Below are 14,469 nucleotides of genomic sequence, written 5' to 3'. Positions count from 1 at the left end.
GCCCCGGTCGACCACCATGTCTTCCGTACGCCGGTACGGATCGGATGCGGCTCCGGGAAACCCGCGCCCGCCGCCCCGGTGTCCCCTGTATGGCGGCACGGGAGCGGCGCCGGCCGGGTGAACCGCGCCGGGCGGGGTCAGCCGCGGGGAGCGCGCAGCTCGCCGAGTTCCTCGTTCAGGGCGTCCAGATACCGCAGGACGACCGCGAGCTCGTCCTGCGTGAACCGGTCGCGCGCACGATCCGCCGCCTGCGCGAGCGGCAGGAAATGAGCCCGCGCCGCCGCTCGGGCTCCCGGGACGTAGTGGATGCGCACCACGCGCCGGTCGTCGTCGGCCCTGCTGCGACGGATGTGCCCGGCCTTCTCGAGACGGTCGAGGCAGGCGGTCACCGCACCGGAGGTCAGGCCGAGATGCTCCCTCAGCAGTCCGGGAGTGGCCGTGTCGGGGTGGTCGAGGACGAACGAGAGCGCGTGGACGTCGGTGGGGTGCACGTTCTCGGTGGAGGCGAAGTCGTGGACCAGACGGTTCATCTCACCGAGGGTCCGGCGCAGGGCGACCGCGAACTTCCGCGGATCGGCCCCGCTCCCGTCGTCCGCCACGATCGCCCCCACATGCCCGTCATCCACACGGCCAGCCTATGCGGACGCCGGGGGGAACACGGAATCGGCCGTCCTCCGGCCGGTCGCCCGCGGCGTGTGCGAGCCGAACGGGCCCGCCGGTCACCCACGGCGCGCCGGAACGGGCCCGGGGCCTCAGGCCCGCTCCGGCGCGCCGCCGGCCGAGCCGGTGGCGGAACGGTCGAGCGTCGCCGCCTCGATGCGGCCGCCGGGGCCGAGCAGACCGGTCTGGTCGAACGTGGACTCGCTCATGAGACGCGGCAGTTCCCGCCGTGACAGCAGGTCGACAGCGAGGGGGAAGAGCGGGCGCGCCACCTGGGCGAGCCTGAGCCACGGCGGCGCGTAGACGGAAGGAGAGCGGCGGTCGACCCCGTGGGCGAGCCAGGCCGAGACCCGGTCCACCGGGTACACCCGGCGGGCGGGGGCGGGCATGTGTCCCCGCAGCTCCCGGAGGACCGTGTGGCGGTCGGCGTCGCGGATCATGTCGGTGTCGGTCCAGTGCAGGTAGGCCACGCCCACGGCGACGCCCGTGTGGCCCACTTCGGCGCGGAGGGAGCGCGCGAAGGCCTCGGCTCCCGCCTTGGACGCGCAGTAGGCGCTCATCATGGGGGCCGCGCCGAAGGCCGCCGTCGAGGCGATCTGGAGGAAGTAACCGCGCGTGGCGCGCAGCCCGGGAAGGAAGGAACGCGCGGTGATCGCGCTCCCGACGAGGTTGACCTCGACGACACGGCGCCAGGTCTCCGGGTCGGAGCTCTCGAACGGGCCGCCCTCGGCCACGCCGGCGTTGGCGATGACCACCGACGGGGCTCCGAGGTGCCGGGCCACGTCGTCCGAGGCCCGGCGCATGGCGGCGTCGTCGGTGACGTCGACCTCGACGACGTGGCTCTCCGCGGGGAGGGTCGTGGCGACCGCCTCCAGTGTGGCGGCCTCGCGGCCGAGCAGGGCCACGCTCATCCCCCGTTCGGCGAGCCGGTGGGCCAGGCCGGTACCCAGTCCCCGGGCGGCTCCCGTGACGACTGCGGTACGCCCTCGCAGATCCGGTGCATGGTTCATGACGGCCTCCGTGGAAGGGGTGGACGCGGCGCGCCCGGCCCTTCGAGGGGGTGGTCGACCGGTGCGCCCGGACGGGCGGGCGACGGGGATACGTCCGCTCCACGGCGCCTGCCGCCCTACGGGCGCGTCCGTTTCGCGGCGTTTGCCGCCCTCCAGGTACTTCCCTTCGTGACGGTGTTCGGATGCGCGGGATCGCCTTCGTCCGGTGCCGGCGATCACCCGTCGTTCACGGCGTGTCCCGCCGCCTGTCCTCCGTCTCGGCGGTCCGGGCGATGTTCCTGGCCATGCCGCCGAAGACCACGGCGTGGAACGGGGCCACGCTCCACCAGTACGCCTGCCCCGCGAGGCCCCTGGGGTGGAAGAGCGCCCTCTGCCGGTACGACGTCCGGCCCCGTTCGTCCCGGTCGACGGCCATCTCCAGCCACGCGAGCCCCGGCAGGCGCATCTCCGCGCGGAGGCGCAGCAGGCGTCCGCGGTCGATCTCCTCGACGCGCCAGAAGTCCAGCGCGTCACCGACCCGGAGACGCGCCGCGTCCCGGCGTCCCCGGCGCAGCCCCACTCCCCCGACGAGCCGGTCCGCCCATCCCCGGACGGCCCAGGCGAGCGGGAAGGAGTACCAGCCGTTCTCCCCGCCCACCCCCTCGATGACCCGCCACAGCGACTCCGGGCTGGAGTCGACGGTGCGCGACCGTTCGTCGGTGTAGAGGCTGCCGCCCGCCCAGTCCGGGTCGGTCGGCAGCGGGTCGCTCGGCGCCCCGGGCGGCGAGGCGGAGGACCAGCGGGTGGTGACCCGGGCGTCGCGCACGCGGCGGAGGGCCAGCCGGAGGGACTCCTCGAAGGGGACGGGCGCCCCGGGGCCGTCCGGGACGTACCGCGTGATGTCGTTCTCGGTGCGCACCACCTCGTGCCGGAGCGATTCGGTGAGGGGCCGGGCCAGGGAGGCGGGGACGGGGGTGACGAGACCGATCCACTGGCTGGACAGCCGGGGCGTGAGGACCGGTACGGGGACGATCAGGCGTCTGCGGAGCCCGGCGACCTTCGCGTACCGCTCCATCATCTCCCGGTACGTGAGCACGTCGGGGCCGCCGACGTCGAAGGTCCGGTTGACGTCCGGGGGCATGCCGGCGCTCCCCACCAGGTACCGCAGCACGTCGCGGACCGCGATGGGCTGGACCCGGCTGTCGACCCAGCTGGGCGTGACCATGACCGGCAGTCGTTCGGTCAGGTACCGGAGCATCTCGAAGGAGGCCGATCCGGAGCCGATGACGACGGCGGCCCGCAGGACGGTGGTGGGGACGCCCGAGTCGAGGAGGATGCGGCCCACCTCGGTGCGGGAGCGCAGGTGGGGCGAGAGCTCCTCCTCCGGCACTCCGCGCGGGGCCAGTCCGCCCAGGTAGACGATGCGCCGCACCCCGGCGGTGCGGGCTTCGGCGGCGAAGGTGCGGGCGGCGAGCCGGTCGGTGTCCTCGAAGTCCGCCGTCGAACTCATGGAGTGGACGAGGTAGTAGGCGACGTCGACGCCGGCGAGGGCCTCGCGGAGGCTCGCGGCGTCGGTGACGTCCCCGCGCGCGGTCTCCACTCGGTCGGTCCAGGGGAAGTCGCGGAGCTTGTCCGGGTGGCGGGCGAGACAGCGCACCCGGTGGCCGCTGTCGAGCAGCTCCGGCACGAGGCGGCCCCCGATGTAGCCGCTCGCGCCGGTGACCAGGCAGCGGGCGCCTTCGGACGGGGTGGGAGTGTCCATGCGCTGATCCGTTTCACCGTTGGCCGTGGCGTACACGCCCTGCACCGTTTCTTCGTCGCCTTGGGGGCACGCGGATGCGGGACCCGCCCTGCCCCTCGGTTCGCCGACGGGGCGAGCGTGCCTTCCTGAGGTCGACGGAGCGAGCACGCCTTCCGGAAGCCACGGGGCGTGCGCGCCTTCCGGAAGCCGTCGAGGCAAGCGCTCCTGATAACCCTGCGCGCCGCCAGACCCCCCTGTCGCATCGTTTGCGCGTCGCAAGGTGGACGAGACGTCCGATGCGGCTCACGGGATCAGGACGGGCGCCGTGGCACGGCGTCTGGGCGTCTCCCCCACCACGGCGCGGTCCCGGGACCAGCGGTACGGCATCGGCCCCGCCGTGCGCGCAGAGGGACGGCGTCGGCGGTAGCCCCGCAGGGGGGTGCCGACGAGGATGTCCGGCGCGGCCGTGCCCGCCGAGGCGCTGGACGCGGCGGTGCGGCGGTCCGGGCCGGCTGCCGTCGCTCTGGTCACAGGCGAGGTCCACGGTGGACCACTCCCCGGCCCGGCACGTCGCGGCCACGGGCTTCGGGGGGCGGGGACCACGCACCGCGCCCCTCGTCCTTCTCGCGGGCCCGGCCGGCTCGGCCGGACGCCCGCTCCGGGGACGGTGCGCCCCACCGGACTGCGCGAGGCGATCGGCGTGGTAGCCGGGCTGTGCGGAGGGTCGGCCGGGGACGGCGCGGGCTGACCCGGCCTCCTCGGGCGGGAGGAGGGCCCGCTCCGGCCGGACGGGCCGGTCAGCCGTCGGCCGCGGCGAGGGCGAGGCTGTGGCGCATGCGCTGAAGGCCGCGCCGCGCGTGGCTCTTGACCGTGCCCAGGGGCATGCCGGTGCGGTCGGCGATCTGCGTCTGGGTCAGATCGGCGAAGTAGGCGAGTTCCAGGACGTCGCGCTGGACGCGGGGCAGCCTGGCCAGTTCTTCGGTGACGACCATCCGGTCGAGGACCCGGTCGGGCGACCGCTCGGCCGTCCGGGCCTCGTGCTCCAGGGCGGCGCCGAGGGTCGCCGCGAGCTCGGTGCGGCGGGTGCGGGCGGTCAGCGCGTCGGCGATCTTCCGGCGGGTGATGCCGGTGAGCCAGGCCGGCAGGGTGCCGCGCTCGGGGCGGAAGCCGGCCCGCCCGCGCCACGCGGCGACGAACACCTGCTGGGTGACGTCCTCGGCCTCGCGGGGATCCCCCAGCGCCCGTGCCGCCAGGGTGTGGACCAGGCGGCCCCAGCGCCGGTACGCCGCGGCCAGGCAGCGCTCGTCACCGCGGACCAGACCGCGGGCGATCCGGTCGTCGCCGTCTTCGAGCGGCGCGTGGCCGGAGTACGGCTCCGTGGAGCCGCCGCCGAGGTCGCTGGTGATCCGGTGTGCGGTCATGGCGCTTCCTCCTGCGGGTGGCGGCACGGGCGCCCGCCGGGGCGTGCCGTGGTGAGAGCGGCGTCGGGATCCCATCGGCCCCGTACACCCTCACGTTCCGACCGACAGGCCCCTCCGCACAACTCGCATCGTTTCCGCATCGAAACCGATGACGCGCGCCCGGTGCGGGGCGAGGGCCCCGGTCAGACCGTGCCCCGGGCCTGCCGGAAGCGCGTCAGGCCCTCGGAGAGCTCGACCACCGGGTCCGGGTAGTCGAAGACCGCCCGGTCGGGTCCGGTGAGCCGCCAGGGTTCGTGGACGGCCGGTCCGTCGAGGTCGGCGAGCTCCGGAACCCAGCGGCGGACGTAGCTGCCGTCGGGGTCGTACCGTCTGGCCTGCCGCACCGGGTTGAGGACGCGCTGCGGCCTGGTGTCCGTGCCCGTGCCCGCCACCCACTGCCAGTTGAGCTGGTTGTTCGCCACGTCACCGTCCACCAGCAGGGCGAGGAAGTGACGCGCCCCCTCCCTCCAGTCGATGTAGAGCGTCTTCGTCAGGAAGGAGGCGGTGATCAACCGGCCGCGGTTGTGCATCCATCCCTCGTGGGCGAGCTGCCGCATGGCGGCGTCGACGACGGGATAGCCGGTCCGTCCCTCCCGCCAGGCGGCGAGGTCCTCCTCGGCGTCGGCGCCCCGCCTCCAACGGTCCTGACGCGGGCGGTAGTCCGCGGCCGCCGCCTCGGGCCGGGCGGCCAGGACCTGGTGGTGGAAGTCGCGCCAGCACACCTGCCGCACGAAGGCGTCGGCACCCGCGCCGCCCCGCCTCCTCGCCCTGTGCACCGCCTCGGCCGCGGAGACGGCGCCGAAGTGGAGATGGGGCGAGAGGCGGGACGTGACGTCACCCGCCAGGTCGTCGTGGCGCTCCTCGTACGTGTCGGCCTGGTCCGCCAGCCACGAACCGAGCAGCTTGCGCCCCTCGCTCTCCCCTCCCGCGGCGAGGCCCGGCGACACACCGGCGACCGCGGAACGCCGCGGGACGCGCTCGGACCGCACCTCCGAGGGGACGCGCAGCGCCCGGGGGACGGGCAGCGGCGTCCGCAGCGGCTCGGCGGTCCAGCGCTTGTAGTAGGGCGTGAACACGGCGAAGTGATCCCGTCCCTGGGGAAGGACGTCACCGGGTGGAACGACGGTGACGACGCCGTCGTGCACGTACAGCCGACAGCCGTCCTCCTCCAGCGCCCCGCGCAGTCGCGCCTCCCGTGCCCTGGCGAACGCCGTCACACCGGCGGCCATGTGTACCTCGTCGGCGTCCGTCTGCCGCACCAGGGCCCGTACCTCGGACACCGTGTCGCCCTCCCGCACCACGAGGCGACCGCCACGGTCCCGCAGTCCCCGGTCCAGGTCCGCGAGGCAGTCGGCGAGGAAGGCCAGCCGATTGGGGGCCGCGAACCCCGCGCGGTCCACGGCCGGGTCGCGGACGAACAGCGGGACCACTTCCTGTGCCCCTTCGACCGCGGCCCTGAGGGGCGGATGATCGTGAACCCTGAGGTCAGAGGTGTACAGAACGACGGAGACGGTCATCGCGCCCTCCCTGTTCGGCCGCCGACCGCGGGCGCGCCGCGCCGGCGTACTGGTTTTCCCACTCCTGTATCCGCGGTTCCCCCGGGCCTCGGGCGACGGATGCACTCGGGCGCGGCCCGACCGGGCGGAGGACGCCGGGACGGAGGACGCCGAGCCGAGGGGAGCTGGGGCCGAGGGGAGCTGGGGCGGCAGGCCGTACTCTTCCGGCGAAGAGCGAACGGGCCCGCTCTCGCATGCGAGAGCGGGCCCGTCGCCGCGTCCCCGTGCGCGGGCAGGGGACGCGCGGGTCTTGCCCGGTGTTACCCGTTGCCGGGCATGGCCTCAGGTCAGTGGGCGTTGAGGTACTCGAACTCCGCGCCCTCTTCCCAGCCCTTCTCCGAGCACGAGGCGGTGAAGATCGTTCCGTACACGGACGGCACGCCGGCCACCGCACAGTGCGAGGCGAAGGCGGAGCCGCCCTCGGAGAACCTTCCGATCCCGACGCCGTCGTGGGCGAGCGCGGCACCGGCACCGCCGAACAGGATTCCCACGGCCAGGACAGACGCGGCCAGAGAACGCATAGCTACTCCTCATGAGTTCCGAGTGACGTGGCAAAAGTGCCCGTCGCGCGGTCAAACGCCCCCGGGGAGCGACGGGACACCACGTCTCACTCCAATGCCGGACAGCGGATCACGGCGACACGGACCTGCAGAAACGATGCTTTCCAAGGGCCCGTTGAGATCGTCCCCGTCTCCTGCGGGCCGGCGCCCGTCACCCGTGTGCCACGGAGGACCTCCGAGTCGCCTCGAGTCAGGGCGGAGGCCCCCTCCCCCGACCCTCCCGCGCTTCACCGCCCCGCCCCCCGACCGGCGCTGTTAACCTGTGGTGGACGTAGACCGTGTATCGAGGAGTCGCAGACGTGGCGGGTGAAGACGACATCTCCGGGTGAGATCCGGATCTGACGGCCACCGGCCGGCGCTCAGGAGCGCCGCCGAGGTGGTCCGTCTCGTCGTACCCCTTTCCCCGTCTGCCCAGGGCAGAGGACCACGCTCTGCCCTCAGTACTTCCGAGGTCCCTCCATGTCCGACGCCGCCATCGTCTGCTCGAACCTCTCCTTCGCCTGGCCCGACGACACCCCCGTCTTCGAGAACCTGTCCTTCAGCGTGCCCTCCGGCCGTACGGGCCTGGTCGCGCCGAACGGCTCCGGCAAGTCCACCCTGCTCAAGCTGATCGCGGGTGAACTCGCGCCGGCCACCGGCACGGTGTCCGTCGACGGCACCCTCGGCCACCTCCCGCAGAGCCTGCCCCTGACCGGGAACCTCACGGTCGCCGAGGTGCTCGGCATCGCCGAGGTGATCCGCGCCCTGGACGCCGTCGAGTCCGGCGACGTGGCCGAGGAGCACTTCACCACCATCGGCGACGACTGGGACATCGAGGAACGCACCCGCGCCCAGCTCGATCGCCTGGGGCTGGCCCAGCTGTCCCTGGACCGCAGTCTGAGCACGCTCAGCGGCGGCCAGGTGGTCTCCCTCGGCCTCGCCGCCCAGCTGCTCAAGCGCCCGGACGTCCTGCTGCTCGACGAGCCCACCAACAACCTCGACCTGGAGGCCCGCCACAAGCTCTACGACGTGCTGTCGGACTTCAACGGCTGCCTGCTCCTGGTCAGTCACGACCGCGCGCTGCTCGACCGCATGGAGCGCATCGCCGAACTCGGCAGCGATGAACTGCGCCTGTACGGAGGCGACTTCACCGAGTACGAGGAAGCCGTCCGCGCCGAGCGGGAAGCCGCCGAGAAGAACGTGCGCAACGCCGAGCAGGAACTCAAGCGGGAGAAGCGGGAGATGCAGCAGGCCCGCGAGCGCGCCGACCGGCGGGCGAGCAACGCCGCCAAGAACCTCAAGAACGCCGGCCTGCCCCGTATCTTCGCCGGCAACATGAAGCGGGGCGCGCAGGAGTCCGCGGGCCGGGCCGGGCAGATGCACGCCTCCCGGGTCAGCGAGGCCAAGGCACGCCTGGACGAGGCGGGGCGCGCGCTGCGCGAGGAGCAGCGCCTCACCCTGGAGCTTCCCGACACCCGCGTGCCCGCCGGCCGCAACCTGTTCATCGGCGAGGGGATGAGGGTGCGCCTCGGTGACGAGGACGTGTTCGCACCGGGTGGTGTCGACCTGACCGTCCGGGGGCCGGAGCGCATCGCGCTGACCGGCCCCAACGGCGCGGGGAAGACCACCCTGATGCGTCTGATCACCGGCGACCTCGCCCCGGACAGCGGGGAGATCAAGCGCAACGACGGCCGGATCGCCTATCTGTCACAGCGTCTGGACCTGCTGGACCTGGACCTCACGGTGGCGGAGAACTTCGCCGGGTTCGCCCCCTCGCGGCCGGAGGCGGAGCGGATGAACCTGCTCGCCCGCTTCCTCTTCCGGGGCCCCCGGGCCCACCTGCCGGTCGGGGTCCTCTCGGGCGGCGAGCGGCTGCGCGCCACCCTGGCCTGCGTCCTGTGCGCCGAACCGGCCCCTCAGTTGCTGCTGCTCGACGAGCCGACCAACAACCTCGACCTGGTCAGCGCGGGCCAGTTGGAGAGCGCGCTCGACTCCTACCAGGGCGCGTTCCTGGTGGTCAGTCACGACGAGAGGTTCCTCACCGAGATCGGGGTCGACCGGTGGCTGCGGCTGGCCGACGGCAGGCTCGTGGAGAGCGGGGGCCCCGAGGCCTGAACCGGGAGGCAGCGCGGCCACTCGCCCCTGGCCGCGCTGCCTCGGCACGCCCGTGGCGCGCTGGTCGGCGAGCCGTTCCGTCCGCCGCGGTCCGCTGCGGTCCGCCGACGGGAGGAGACCGACTACAGCCCCAGGTCCAGGGCGAGGCACGAGGAGAAGATCCAGGCGCCTTCCGGGTTGTACTCCGCCGTCACCCCCGCGTTCGGCTCGGCCTGCTTCTCCTCGATCATGTGCTCCGGAGGGATGCGCTCGGGAAGCTTGCCGAACCGCTCGTGCCGCGCCATCGCCGCGGGGTCCACCGTGAGTTCCTCGTTCATGACCGGTCTCCGCTTCGTCGCTCGTGGATGTGGATCACGTTCTGCTCACCGAGGGGTGGCCGCGCGGCGTTCCCGATGACGCGGGTGACGACGCCGGGCCGGGAGACGGCGACGGCGTGCGAGGCCGCGACCTCGGTGACCACGGAGCCTCCGTACGAGTGGTCGACGAGGATCTTCGGACCCTTGACGCGGTCGAGCAGACCCCGCAGGGAGGTGCCGTCGCCGTGGGGACCCCGAGGGGGCATGCCGGCACTGGCGGCGCCGTTCGGGGCGAAGGCCCCGAACGCGGCCACCGAGAGGACTGCGGCCGCGGCTCCGGTCGCCGCCCGCCGCTTGCCCGCGCCCTTGCGGTTCGCCACGAGGTCCGTCACGACAAATCCTTTCGACAGCAGAACGACTCGCCGGTGGATCGGCGGGCACACGGGGCGCCGTCACCGGTTTGCATGGTGACCAACTTGACACCCGAAGCGGCACCGGTCAAGACGGTGACGAAATTCAGGACGAACGCCTCCTCCTGGCTACATAACCGGTTTGACCGGTGATACCTTCACGACAGAGAAGCGATCGGTTCCCAACCGCTCGCCAGGACGCGGCGCACACGTCGCGCCGGGCCGTCGCCCGCACGGAGGGTTTCACATGATCAAAAGGCGTACCTTCACCAGGTTCTTGGGGCTCGGTACGGGAGCGGCCGCCGCTTCACTGGCCGGTCTTCAGGAAGTCTCGAACGCCACCGCGTCGAGCCGCGGCGGCGAAGCGCCCCTCGTACCGGCGACCGCTCCGGGCACGCACACCTCCTTCCCCGCCCTCCGGCAGGTCAGGGCCGGCCTGCTGGACGTCGGCTACGCCGAGCTGGGCCCCGCACACGGGCCTGCGGTCATCTGCCTGCACGGCTGGCCGTACGACATCCACAGCTACGTCGACGTGGCTCCCCTGCTGGCGGACCAGGGGTACCGCGTGATCGTGCCGTACCTGCGCGGCCACGGCACGACGCGCTTCCTCTCCCCCCGGACGTTCCGCAACGCCCAGCAGTCGGCGATCGCGCTGGACGTCATCGCGCTCATGGACGCCCTCAGGATCCACAAGGCCGTGATCGCCGGCTTCGACTGGGGCTCGCGGACGGGTGGCATCCTCGCGGCCCTGTGGCCGGAGCGCGTCAAGGCACTGGTGTCGGTCAGCGGCTACCTCATCACCGACCGCTCCATGCAACTGGAGCCGCTCCCGCCTGCCGCCGAGCACACCTGGTGGTACCAGTACTACTTCGCCACCGAGCGCGGCAAGAAGGCCATGGAGCGCGAAGACCTCCGCCGCGACCTGACCCGGCTCGTCTGGGGCCTGGTCTCCCCGACCTGGAACTTCGACGACGCCACCTTCGAGCGCACCGCGGCGGCCTTCGAGAACCCGGACTACGCCGCGATCGTCATCCACAACTACCGCTGGCGGCTGGGCCTCGCCGAAGGCGAGCCCCGCTACGACCGCTACGAGGACGCACTCGCCACGGGCCCGGCCATCGGGGTGCCCGCCCTCACCATCGACCCCCTGCTCGACCCCTTCACCGCACAGCCCGGCGACGGCTCCTCCTACCGCGGCAAGTTCACCGGCCCGTACGAGCACCGCACGCTGCCCGTCGGACACAACGTGCCGCAGGAGGCACCGACGGCCTTCGCCCAGGCCGTCGTGGACGTGGACCGCTTCTAAAGCGTGTGCCGCAAGTGCTCCAGTGACCGGAGTCGGAGATTCTTCGGCAGGTCACCCGGCTTTCGGGTGCGGCCATCAACGGTGTCAGAACGAGCCGCGCCCCGGCCGGGACGGGGCACGGCCACCGGCCGATCGCGTTGGAGAACGGTCACACCCGGTGGATCCGGAGCGGCCACCGCGTGATCATCAGGGGCCGTGCGGACTCCTGAAGATCAGGCTGCGGCCGCGGACCACAGCATGGATGCCGCCCGTCGGCGTGTCCTGTTCGTCCTGGCCATGTCCCGGATCGCGGGCCGGATCGAGAACACCCAGGTCGGCGTTTTCCTCGCCTACGCCTCCACCAGAGGACGGTCGTTGATCGTCCGTCGGCTCTCCTTGCCCGACGCCTCGTGGTCTCAGGAGGCCGAGCGACGCACCCGGACAGGGGTCCCCGACCAGGTCGAGTCTACGACCAAGCCCACTCGATCAGGGGCGGACCACCGCCCGCGCGGATGCCGTGGCCGACCGCCTGCCCGCCTCTGCCTGGCACCGGCCCATCACCCTGGTCATGCTCGCGCTGGCCTTCCCCGCCGCACTCGCCGCCGATGCGCCGCCGGTCAGGGCCGCACAGCCCAACCGGCAGGTACACCGCCGCGGCCGAGGCATCCCCGCCGGGGCGGCGGCCAGGAGACCTGATCTCATACTCCCTCCAGGGAAGTAGGTAACCGCTCAAAACAGTTCGGTGCTGGGTAGCATGCGCAGCGTCATCCATGTGCCAGGGAGTGAACGGTTGTGACCAGCCAACCAGCTGCCACGCTCCGGACGCGGCTCGTCGATCAGGCCGCGTCGGATCTGAAGGAGAACCGTCGACGCCAGCAGGAGCTGGCCGAGAAGATCAGAATGCTGAAGCAGGAGGAAGCCCTCCTCGTCGACATCCTCGAACTCGCCGAACGGTACGAGAGCCTGGCGGAATCCTCACCCCCGTCCGAGGAGGCCCGGAAAGGTCCCGTGACCACCGGGTCCACGTCGCGCAGGGCCTCCTCTTCGCCCTCCACCGGCACTCCCGCGGGGCGGGCGGGGCGAACGGAGAAGCCCGCGAGGACGGCCGCGAAGGAGAGGGCGCGGCAGCCCCTGCTCGGAGACCTCCTGCTGTCCCTGCTCGCCGGCGCGGACGAGCCGCGCCTCGCGAAGGAACTGCGGGACGAGCTGCTGGAGAAGCACCCGGACCGCGATCCCACCCCGCAGGTCGTACGCAACGCCCTGGAGTCGCTCGTGGCCAAGGGGCACATCCGGCGTCACAAACAGCAGCGATCCGTGAGGTACGCCCTCGAGGAATCCGGACGGCGTCGAACCGCCTGACGATCCGTCGGGGCTTCCGGGCGTTCCCGGGCGGCATGGCCCGCATCACGGCATCGAGGGACCGGGACCTCGAAGGGACCACCCCAGCAGTACCCGCACACGTCACCCCACCCATGTCGCGCCACCAGCGTTCTCCGCGCACGTCCGGGACACGATCCACCGGTTCGGCGAGATCGGCTCGGCCTGTCCGAAGCCCGGGTGTGAGCGCGACGGCAGATTCCGGAGGTGCCCGCCCGTCACGTGCGGCCGCCGGAGCGGGCCGGGGCCTCGTACGCCTCCGGGACCGGTTGCCGCTCGGGCTCGCGCTCCGCCCGGCGGACGGCTGCACGCCCCTCGGCGTCTCTGGTGGTGGACAGCACCACGATCATCCACCGCCCGAGGTCTACGGTGGCTCTCCTGTCGGTCACCGAGTCCGACCGCCTCACGCGATGAAAGGTGTGACAAGGCAATGATCGCCGCATATCAGGGTGAACCGGGCTCCAACTCGGCGGCAGCCACGCAGCACCTCTTCCCCGGCATCACGGAGCTGCCCTGCACCAGCTTCGAGCAGGCCCTGGACGCCGTGACGCTCGGCACCGCCGACCTGGCGGTGATCCCGGTGGACAACTCCGCCGCCGGCCGGGTCGCGGACGTGCACCACCTGCTGCCGGAGTCGGGGCTCTTCGTGACCGGCGAGCACTTCCTCGCCATCCGCTTCGACCTGATGGGCCTGCCCGGAGCCACGCTGGACGACATCGAGTGCGTACGCAGCCACGTGCACGCGCTGGGGCAGTGCCGGAAGGTGCTGCGGGAGGGCGGCTGGCGCACGCTCGTCAGCGACGACACGGCGGGGGCCGCCCGTGAGGTGGCGGAGCTCGGCGACGTACGGCACGCGGCGCTGGCCCCGCCCGCCGCGGCCCGGCACTACGGCCTGGAGGTCCTCCGGCCGGAGGTCGAGGACGATCCGGACAACACGACGCGGTTCGTCGTGCTCTCCCGCGAGCCCGCGTTCGCGCCCGTCGGCGAAGGGCCGACGATGACGAGCCTGTTCTTCGCCGTACGGAACATCCCGAGCGCCCTCTACAAGGCGCTGGGCGGCTTCGCCAGCAGCGCGGTCAACCTCACCAAGATCGAGAGCTACCAGAGGGGCGCCGGTCTCAGCCCGAGCCGGTTCTACGTCGAGATCGAGGGGCACCCGGACGAGCCGCAGGTGGCGTTGGCCCTGCACGAGCTGCGTTTCTTCTCCACCGAGGTGCGGGTCCTCGGCGTGTACCCGGCGCATCCGCACCGCCGCAGCGGCGTGACGACCGCCTGACGGTCAGGGCGGGCCCGCGGGGCCATCGGGGCGATCCCCTCCGGGGACGGTGACGGGGCAGGCCGGCACCCTCCTGGACGCGGGCGGCGGGCCGAGCCGACCTCACCGCTCCCCCGCCGAGCCGACCTCCCCGCTCCCCCGGTGCCCCCGCCCCGTCCGCCGGTCAGGCCTCTTCTCGCCGGGGCAGCCGCCAGCCAGGGCGCGGGAAGTGGCAGGTGTATCCGTCCGGGTAGCGCTGCAGGTAGTCCTGGTGCTCGGGCTCGGCCTCCCAGAACGGGCCCGCCGGGGTGACCTCGGTGACCACGGGGCCCGGCCACAGTCCCGAGGCGTCGACGTCGGCGATGGTGTCCTCGGCGATGCGCCGCTGCTCGTCGTCCAGGTAGAACACGGCGGAGCGGTAGCTGTCACCGATGTCGTTGCCCTGCCGGTTCTTCGTGCTCGGATCGTGGATCTGGAAGAAGAACTCCAGCAGGGTCCGGTAGTCGGTCACCGTACGGTCGAAGACGATCTCGACGGCCTCCGCGTGCCCGTCGTGACGGCGGTACGTGGGGTGGGCGAGGTCGCCGCCGCTGTACCCCACCCGCGTCGCCAGCACACCCGGCTGTGCGCGGATGAGTTCCTGCACGCCCCAGAAGCAGCCGCCCGCCAGTACGGCCCTTTCCTCGCTGCCGGCCATCGCCCGTCACCGTCCTCTTCGCTCGTCGCGTCGCCTCGGGCCGGCCTCGGGGGCCGGCCGGTCGGCCCGGGGTGCGTCGCACCGCTGAA

The 14,469-nt window shown here is 72.7% G+C and carries 15 protein-coding genes; 4 read left to right on the top strand and 11 right to left on the bottom strand.

Features of this window, described 5'->3' with window-relative positions; genetic code table 11:
• Positions 1-137: 137 nt before the first annotated feature.
• The 7 genes from ACIGW4_RS20120 to ACIGW4_RS20090 all read right to left on the bottom strand — a co-directional run bounded on the left by ACIGW4_RS20120 (position 138) and on the right by ACIGW4_RS20090 (position 6,927).
• Entirely contained in the window at positions 138-626 is a 489-nt protein-coding gene (locus ACIGW4_RS20120; protein WP_398711358.1) for a MarR family winged helix-turn-helix transcriptional regulator, read from the bottom strand.
• Positions 627-752: 126 nt separating this feature from the next.
• A complete protein-coding gene (locus tag ACIGW4_RS20115; protein ID WP_398711356.1) occupies positions 753-1,670 on the bottom strand; it encodes an SDR family oxidoreductase in 918 nt (305 codons plus the stop codon).
• Between the two features lie 226 nt (positions 1,671-1,896).
• Positions 1,897-3,411 carry an SDR family oxidoreductase gene (locus ACIGW4_RS20110; RefSeq protein WP_359587227.1) on the bottom strand — a complete coding sequence of 505 codons (1,515 nt, stop codon included), beginning with the start codon at positions 3,409-3,411 and terminating at the stop codon, positions 1,897-1,899.
• 282 nt (positions 3,412-3,693) lie between these two features.
• Complete coding sequence (locus ACIGW4_RS20105) at positions 3,694-3,921, bottom strand: hypothetical protein (protein WP_399582021.1); 228 nt, start codon at positions 3,919-3,921, stop codon at positions 3,694-3,696.
• A gap of 266 nt (positions 3,922-4,187) precedes the next feature.
• Positions 4,188-4,811 carry a sigma-70 family RNA polymerase sigma factor gene (locus ACIGW4_RS20100; protein WP_399582019.1) on the bottom strand — a complete coding sequence of 208 codons (624 nt, stop codon included), beginning with the start codon at positions 4,809-4,811 and terminating at the stop codon, positions 4,188-4,190.
• A gap of 182 nt (positions 4,812-4,993) precedes the next feature.
• On the bottom strand, positions 4,994-6,367 hold the full coding sequence (locus tag ACIGW4_RS20095) for a cryptochrome/photolyase family protein (protein ID WP_398711353.1): 1,374 nt from the start codon (positions 6,365-6,367) through the stop codon (positions 4,994-4,996).
• A 326-nt stretch (positions 6,368-6,693) separates the two neighbouring features.
• A complete protein-coding gene (locus ACIGW4_RS20090) occupies positions 6,694-6,927 on the bottom strand; it encodes a hypothetical protein (protein WP_148086964.1) in 234 nt (77 codons plus the stop codon).
• A gap of 498 nt (positions 6,928-7,425) precedes the next feature.
• Here ACIGW4_RS20090 and abc-f point away from each other — a divergent pair, with 498 nt between their 5' ends.
• Positions 7,426-9,060: a ribosomal protection-like ABC-F family protein gene (gene abc-f / locus ACIGW4_RS20085; RefSeq protein ID WP_398711351.1), complete on the top strand. Its 1,635-nt coding sequence runs from the start codon at positions 7,426-7,428 to the stop codon at positions 9,058-9,060.
• 122 nt (positions 9,061-9,182) lie between these two features.
• Here abc-f and ACIGW4_RS20080 read toward each other — a convergent pair whose 3' ends face one another.
• Together ACIGW4_RS20080 and ACIGW4_RS20075 are read right to left on the bottom strand one after the other, a co-directional pair.
• Positions 9,183-9,377 carry a hypothetical protein gene (locus ACIGW4_RS20080; protein WP_398711349.1) on the bottom strand — a complete coding sequence of 65 codons (195 nt, stop codon included), beginning with the start codon at positions 9,375-9,377 and terminating at the stop codon, positions 9,183-9,185.
• On the bottom strand, positions 9,374-9,748 hold the full coding sequence (locus tag ACIGW4_RS20075; RefSeq protein WP_399582016.1) for a hypothetical protein: 375 nt from the start codon (positions 9,746-9,748) through the stop codon (positions 9,374-9,376). The genes ACIGW4_RS20080 and ACIGW4_RS20075 overlap by 4 nt, the downstream gene beginning before the upstream one ends.
• A 265-nt stretch (positions 9,749-10,013) precedes the next feature.
• Between ACIGW4_RS20075 and ACIGW4_RS20070 the strand changes: the two genes are divergently transcribed.
• Both ACIGW4_RS20070 and ACIGW4_RS20065 read left to right on the top strand, forming a co-directional pair.
• Positions 10,014-11,072, top strand: a complete 1,059-nt coding sequence (locus tag ACIGW4_RS20070; RefSeq protein WP_399582013.1) for an alpha/beta fold hydrolase — start codon at positions 10,014-10,016, stop codon at positions 11,070-11,072.
• Positions 11,073-11,843: 771 nt separating this feature from the next.
• Positions 11,844-12,410 carry a hypothetical protein gene (locus tag ACIGW4_RS20065; RefSeq protein ID WP_399582011.1) on the top strand — a complete coding sequence of 189 codons (567 nt, stop codon included), beginning with the start codon at positions 11,844-11,846 and terminating at the stop codon, positions 12,408-12,410.
• A 236-nt stretch (positions 12,411-12,646) separates the two neighbouring features.
• Here the strand turns inward: ACIGW4_RS20065 and ACIGW4_RS20060 are convergent, their stop codons facing one another.
• Complete coding sequence (locus ACIGW4_RS20060; RefSeq protein ID WP_185094846.1) at positions 12,647-12,817, bottom strand: hypothetical protein; 171 nt, start codon at positions 12,815-12,817, stop codon at positions 12,647-12,649.
• A 41-nt stretch (positions 12,818-12,858) separates the two neighbouring features.
• Between ACIGW4_RS20060 and ACIGW4_RS20055 the strand changes: the two genes are divergently transcribed.
• Positions 12,859-13,704, top strand: coding sequence for a prephenate dehydratase (locus tag ACIGW4_RS20055; RefSeq protein WP_123457931.1), 846 nt, complete (start codon positions 12,859-12,861; stop codon positions 13,702-13,704).
• Positions 13,705-13,867: 163 nt separating this feature from the next.
• On the opposite strand, the gene msrA is transcribed toward ACIGW4_RS20055, so the two are convergent.
• Positions 13,868-14,380, bottom strand: a complete 513-nt coding sequence (gene msrA / locus ACIGW4_RS20050; RefSeq protein WP_123457932.1) for a peptide-methionine (S)-S-oxide reductase MsrA — start codon at positions 14,378-14,380, stop codon at positions 13,868-13,870.
• Between the last annotated feature and the right edge of the window lie 89 nt (positions 14,381-14,469).

It is taken from the genome of Streptomyces sp. NPDC053513, from assembly GCF_044544765.1.
GTDB lineage: Bacteria > Actinomycetota > Actinomycetes > Streptomycetales > Streptomycetaceae > Streptomyces > Streptomyces litmocidini.
The sequence above is the reverse complement of the archived record's forward strand: the minus strand, read 5'-3'. Positions and strand labels throughout refer to the sequence as shown.

Excerpts from the sequence above, each read along its gene's own strand:
- ACIGW4_RS20115 (WP_398711356.1), bottom strand. The coding sequence starts at position 1,670 with ATGAACCATGCACCGGATCTGCGAGGGCGTACCGCAGTCGTCACGGGA.
- ACIGW4_RS20110 (WP_359587227.1), bottom strand. The coding sequence starts at position 3,411 with ATGGACACTCCCACCCCGTCCGAAGGCGCCCGCTGCCTGGTCACCGGC.
- ACIGW4_RS20100 (WP_399582019.1), bottom strand. The coding sequence starts at position 4,811 with ATGACCGCACACCGGATCACCAGCGACCTCGGCGGCGGCTCCACGGAG.
- ACIGW4_RS20095 (WP_398711353.1), bottom strand. The coding sequence starts at position 6,367 with ATGACCGTCTCCGTCGTTCTGTACACCTCTGACCTCAGGGTTCACGAT.
- ACIGW4_RS20090 (WP_148086964.1), bottom strand. The coding sequence starts at position 6,927 with ATGCGTTCTCTGGCCGCGTCTGTCCTGGCCGTGGGAATCCTGTTCGGC.
- abc-f (WP_398711351.1), top strand. The coding sequence starts at position 7,426 with ATGTCCGACGCCGCCATCGTCTGCTCGAACCTCTCCTTCGCCTGGCCC.
- ACIGW4_RS20080 (WP_398711349.1), bottom strand. The coding sequence starts at position 9,377 with ATGAACGAGGAACTCACGGTGGACCCCGCGGCGATGGCGCGGCACGAG.
- ACIGW4_RS20070 (WP_399582013.1), top strand. The coding sequence starts at position 10,014 with ATGATCAAAAGGCGTACCTTCACCAGGTTCTTGGGGCTCGGTACGGGA.
- ACIGW4_RS20055 (WP_123457931.1), top strand. The coding sequence starts at position 12,859 with ATGATCGCCGCATATCAGGGTGAACCGGGCTCCAACTCGGCGGCAGCC.
- msrA (WP_123457932.1), bottom strand. The coding sequence starts at position 14,380 with ATGGCCGGCAGCGAGGAAAGGGCCGTACTGGCGGGCGGCTGCTTCTGG.